The 5567-nt window shown below is 73.5% G+C and carries 4 protein-coding genes and 1 pseudogene; 2 read left to right on the top strand and 3 right to left on the bottom strand.

Annotated elements, in window-relative coordinates:
* Window positions 1–1194 (bottom strand): Hsp70 family protein (locus tag ND748_RS23820; RefSeq protein ID WP_251748190.1); only part of this gene is annotated, 1194 nt, incomplete at its 3' end.
* A 176-nt stretch (window positions 1195–1370) separates the two neighbouring features.
* Between ND748_RS23820 and ND748_RS23815 the strand changes: the two genes are divergently transcribed.
* The gene (locus ND748_RS23815; RefSeq protein ID WP_251748189.1) at window positions 1371–2192 is read left to right on the top strand and encodes a class I SAM-dependent methyltransferase; all 822 of its coding nucleotides are present in this window, start codon (window positions 1371–1373) and stop codon (window positions 2190–2192) included.
* A 71-nt stretch (window positions 2193–2263) separates the two neighbouring features.
* Here ND748_RS23815 and ND748_RS23810 read toward each other — a convergent pair whose 3' ends face one another.
* Window positions 2264–3334 (bottom strand): hemolysin family protein, encoded by a 1071-nt coding sequence (locus ND748_RS23810; protein WP_251748188.1) that lies wholly within the window; start codon window positions 3332–3334, stop codon window positions 2264–2266.
* A complete protein-coding gene (locus ND748_RS23805; protein ID WP_251748187.1) occupies window positions 3331–4833 on the bottom strand; it encodes a hemolysin family protein in 1503 nt (500 codons plus the stop codon). Before ND748_RS23805 ends, ND748_RS23810 begins: the two co-directional genes overlap by 4 nt.
* A gap of 493 nt (window positions 4834–5326) precedes the next feature.
* Here ND748_RS23805 and ND748_RS23800 point away from each other — a divergent pair.
* Window positions 5327–5567: pseudogene (locus ND748_RS23800) on the top strand (hypothetical protein); the annotation flags it as partial.

The following is a 5567-nucleotide window of genomic DNA, read 5'->3' as shown; positions in this document are numbered from 1 at the left end:
GCCCTGCTCGGGCGGACCTGACGACTCCGGCTTCGGCTGCGGGGCGGCCCCGACGACGGGCGGCACGCTCGGTGGCGGGGCCGTCGCGAACGCGGCCGGGCCGAGCAGGACCGTCTCCGAGCTCGCCGGCTCGGCCACGGCGTCGCGCGCGGCGAGCAGCGCCGCCCCGAGGGCGAACTCGCCGTCGTGGCGGATCTCCAGCCGGCCCACGTCCGGGAAGTGTGCGCCGAGCAGCCGGCCGACCAGCGGAATGCGCGCACCCGGACCGTAGACCGCGAGCAGGCCGAGCGCGCCGGTGTCGCTCGCCGCGGCGCGCACCGCCCGGGACAGCGCGCGGACCGAGTCGTCGAGCAACGGCCGGACGAGTGACTCGTAGTCGTCCCGGCTGATCTGAACGATGGTGGTCGTGTCGCCGTCGGGCACGGCGACGTCGGCGAACGTCTCCTCGGCCAGGACCTCCCGGGCCTCGGCGCAGGCCGCGCCGAGGCGGGCACCGTCGGCCGAGGCCCGCGGGCCGCCGCGCAGGCGGTCGCCATCGCCGACCAACCCGGCGACGTGGGCGTAGAGCAGGTCGTCGAGCATCGAGGTCGACACGTCGGCGAGCCCGACCGGGGAGCCGACGGGCACGTAGCCGCCGGCCGTCGCGGTGAACACCGCCGCCTCGAACCAGTGCGAGCCGAGCTGGTAGGTCGCCGCGCCGCGACCGTCGGCCACCGGAGTGGTCTGCGAGAACAGGGCGGCCGTCGCCTCCGTCGAGCTGCGGGCGACGACCGGCGCGGTGGTCTCCAAACGGGCGAGTGCGTCCGCGAATCCCTCCTGCCGGCGCGCCGGCCAGGTCGCCGGGCTGGTCACGACGACCAGCTCCGGCGGTTCACCGCGCTGGGCGGTGGCCGTGCGAATCACCGCGTCGAGGAAGCGGGCGAGCAGTGCCGAGGCGGTGTAACCGATCCCGCCGACGAGGATCGGCGTCGAATCGCCGAGCCAGTGCACGAAGCCGTCGGCGGTCCGCTCCGGCTGGCCGGCCCGCAGCCGGACCGCCGAGCGCCCGACGCGCACCGTGCCGTCGGCGGCGAGATGGAGCACGGTCGGAATCTGCGGCTCGCCCTCGACGGCGATGGCGGCCGGCCAGCCGTTCTCCGCGATGGCGGCCGTGGTGACATCGACGCCGGGACTGATGCCGAGCTGGTATCGCACGTGATCCCCCGCGGTGCCCGTTCTGCTTACCCCGGCACAATCCCCCGTCTGCGCCGAAGCGTGGCACGATCATAACTGCCCACACCCGGTGAATCGCCGGTTGCAAGGGATTGATCGCTCTACGATACGAACCGGCTGCCGGGCCGCACCCGGCGTGCCCTGACCCGGGAGGCCGAGTGCTCCGCCGTGCCGCGAAGTTCGAGGTGACGCTGAACCCGACCGCGCCGTCCCTGCTCGCCCCGATGTCCGCCGAGCCCCGCCAGTTCCTCCTGGACCGGGCCCTGGACGAGTTCGTCGCCGATCTCGGTGCGCTGGACGAGGCGGCCGAAGCGATGGTGCCGGGCGCCGCCCGCCCGCGCATCGACACCGCCATCGACGCGGCCGAGCCCGCGGTGGTCGACGGCACTCTGCTCGTCTCCGGCCAGGAGGTGATGCAGACCTGGGAGGCGCCGCTGATGCGGGCGCTGGCGCGGGCGGTCACGACGCCGGGGGGAGCCGTGCTGGAGATCGGTTTCGGTCTCGGGCTGTCCGCCGGGTTCGTGCAGGAGCTCGGGCCCGCCCGCCACGTCATCGTGGAGGCGAACCCGCAGACCGCCGCGGTCGCCGAGCAGTGGGCGCGCACCGGCGGCCGACGTGGCGTGGAGATCGTCACCGGGCGCTGGCAGGACACCCTCGCCGGGCTCGGCCGGTTCGACGGTGTCCTGTTCGACACCTATCCCATGGACGAGACCGAGGTCGACGAGTACGTCATGCGCGACGCGACCTTCGCCGAGCACTTCTTCGCGCCGGCCGCGGCGGCCCTGACCGAGGGCGGCGCGTTCACCTACTACTCCAACGAGATCGATTCGGTCTCCCGGCGACACCAGCGCGCCCTGCTGCGCCACTTCCGCACGTTCGCGGTCGAGATCGTCGACGGCCTGCGCCCACCCGAGGACTGCAGCTACTGGTGGGCGCCCTCGATGGCCGTCATCGTGGCCCGTCGCCCGCGCCGGTCCTGATCCGCGCCGGTCCTGATCCGCGCCGGTCCTGATCCGCGCCGGCCTGGCCCGCCGGCGTGCGGCCCCGCCCGTCAGGCGGGCTGGTGCTCCGGCCGGTGACCGCCACGGACCGCATCGTCGCGGATCTTGCCGACGAGCTCCTCGAGGATGTCCTCCAGCGCGACGAGTCCCAGCAGCGAGCCCTGCGCGTCGGTGACCCGGGCGAGGTGGGCGCCCGACTGCTGCATCGTCGCGAGAGCCGTGCGCAGGCTGTCCTCGGCGCCGACATGCGCCAGCGGCCGGATCCATTTCGTCGCCACCGGGCTCGAGCGCCGCTCCGGGCGGGTCTCCAACACGTCCTTGAGATGCAGGTAGCCGGCCATCTCCGCCGCGCCGCCGTCGTGCACGGGGAAACGGGTGAACCCGGTGCGCGCGGCGAGTTGCTCGACCTCCCGGGGAGTGATCGTTGTCGGGACCGTGACCAGCCCGTCCGGCGCGAGCAGGACGGCGCGCGCCGTGCGGTCCTCGAACGACAGGGCTCCCGTCAGCAGCTCGTGCTCGTCCTCGGCGAGCAGGCCCTCCCGGTGGGACTCCTCGATCAGGCCGGCCACCTCGTCGCGGGTGAAGACGCTGGCCACCTCGTCCTTCGGCTCGACGCCGACGACGCGCAGCGACATGCCCGCCACCGCGTTCAGTAGCATGATCACCGGCTTGCCCAGCCGGACGACGCCGACCAGCAGCGGCGCCAGCAACAGCACAGCCCGGTCCGGCAGGGCGAGCGCGATGTTCTTGGGCACCATCTCCCCGACGACCACGTGCAGGAAGGTCACCAGGGCGAGTGCGATCGCGAAGGACACCGGATGCAGCACCGCGGAGGGCAGCCCGGCCGCCTCGAACGGGCCGTGCAGCAGGTCCGCGATCGCCGGCTCGCCGAGCGCGCCCAGCCCGAGGGTGCAGACGGTGACGCCGAGCTGCGCGCCGGCGAGCATCAGCGAGACGTTCTCCATCGCGCCGAGGGTGATCCTGGCCAGCCGGGAACCGGCCTGCGCCATCGGCTCGATGCTCGTCCGCCGGGCGGAGATCAGCGCGAACTCGGCACCGACGAACAGCGCGTTGAGCACCAGCAGCAGGATCGTGGCGGTGATCGCCAGCAGGCCGCTCATCGCTGCGCCGCCCGCCCGAGCGGCTCGGACGCGTCGCCCGCAGCCGGTTGGCGTGGTCCGCCGCCAGACGTCCGGGAGCCGGAGCCGCCGCCACGCTCGCGCGGGCCGGTGGACCGCTCGCGGTGCCCGCTGGACCAGTCGCGATCCCGCGTCCCGGTGGGCCGGTGGGCCGGCGCCGGGTCGTCCGCCATGGTGACCGCCCGCGGGGCCACCGGCTCCAGCCGGATCCGGTCCACCCGCCGGCCGTCCATCCGCTCGACGGTGTAGCGGACCCCTTCGACCGCCGCCGCGTCCCCCGCCCGGGGGATACGGCCCAGCGCCCGGGCGACCAGACCGCCGAGCGTCTGGTACGTGTCGTCGGTCGGGATCGCGATCCCGGTGATGTTGCTCGCCTCCTCCGGTCGCAGCAGGCCGGACAGCAGCCAGCTGCCGTCGTGCCGGCGCAGCGCCCGGGGGGAGACCCGGTCGTGCTCGTCGACGACGTCGCCGACGATCTCCTCGATCAGATCCTCGGCGGTGACCAGACCGTCCGTGCCGCCGAACTCGTCGACGACGATGGCCATCTGCAGCCCACCGGCCCGCAGCGTCTCCAGCAGCGGCTCCAGCAGGAGCGTGGAGGGGACCGTGACCGGCGCGACCATGGCGTCGCGCACCGGTGTGCGCTCCCGGTCGTCCTCGGCGACGCCGACCGCGTTCTTGATGTGGATCACTCCCACGACATCGTCACTGTCCGCGCCGAGCACCGGGAACCGGGAATGGCCGGTTCGCCGGGTGAGGGTGATGACCTCGCTGATCGGCTCATCGGCGTGCACCGTGCGCATCCGCATCCGCGGGGTCATCACGTCCTCGGCGGTCCGGTCCCCGAACAGCAGTGAGCGCTGCACCAGCGTCGCCGTCTCCTGCGACAGGGTGCCGTGCTCGGCGGACCGTCCCACCAGCGAGAACAGTTCCTGGGCCGAGCGGGCCGAGGCCAGCTCCTCCTGCGGTTCGATGCCGAGGCGGCGCAGCACGGCGTTCGCGGTCGCGTTCAGGAAGCGCAGTAGCAGCCCGGTGGCCCGAGTGAACATCCGCTGCGGCCCCTGCACCGCCTTGGCCGTAGCGAGTGGATGGGCCAAGGCCAGATTCTTGGGGACGAGTTCGCCGAACACCATCGTCACGGCGGTGGCGAGCACCATGGCGACCACCACGGACAGTGCGCTGGCCAGCCCGTCGGAGGCGCCGAGCGAGCCCAACGGCCCGCGCAGCAGCTTGGCGATGGCGGGCTCGGTCAGAAAACCGATCGCCAGATTCGTGATCGTGATCCCGAGCTGAGCGCCGGAAAGCTGGGTGGACAGGCCACGCAGCGCGGCAAGCACCCCCCGGGCGCCCCGCTCATTCCGGTCGGCAGCTCGCTGCACCGACGGCCGGTCGGCGGTGACGAGGGCGAACTCGGCAGCCACGAACACCCCGCAGGTGGCGACGAGCGCCAAGCCAAGTACCAGTAGAAGCGCCTCGATCATCGGTCGACCCCCGCGGGCGCTTCTGCACGCGTGGGCCGGCCGGAACTACATCCGGCGTCGTCGGAGTCCTTCATGATCCCTTCCGGTTGGTCCGGGTCGGCCCGTTGCGCTGGCCCTACCCGCGTCACGCGGGTTCAACGCGCCGGGCAGCCCGTCCGTTTCACGATGACCTGTCGTCGCCGGACGGTCCAGACCTCGGGGGGTGTTCGGTAGTAGATCACTACGTGGTCCCGGGGACCGCGGGGCGACCGAAGCCCCGTCGCCCGGCCATGATCCGCCATGATCCGCCACGATCATCGCCGCGGCCACGGGCGGCCGGCCGCGGCCGGCGGTCCCGAAGGCCGGTCGCGGGCCCGGGCAACCATCAGGATGGGAGGAAGCGGCTCGGGTCCGACACGCACGAATTCCTCGAGTGTCACGGAGGGTGACAGCGGGAAGAAGGTGGGTGTCGTCGTCGGGTGCTGCCACCCGGCCGTCGGACGAGGAGGTCGCCATGCATCGGCTTCAGACACGGTCCGTGCCGATACCCGTCCGGCCCGATCGGGCGCCCGCGCTCCCGACCGACCGCACGGTGTTCCGGCCGCCCCGCCCGGGCGAACCGGGTGCACGGTCGATCCCGGCGCCCGCGTCGCGGGCGGCGCTCCTCGTGACGGCGGTGACCCTGCTGCTGGCTGCCGGCTGCGCCGGGAGCTCCGCGGGCGGGAAGGCCCCCGCCACGGTGACCGCGCCCCGCG

Source organism: Frankia sp. AiPs1 (genome assembly GCF_023716945.1).
Classification (GTDB): domain Bacteria; phylum Actinomycetota; class Actinomycetes; order Frankiales; family Frankiaceae; genus Frankia.
The sequence above is the reverse complement of the archived record's forward strand: the minus strand, read 5'-3'. Positions and strand labels throughout refer to the sequence as shown.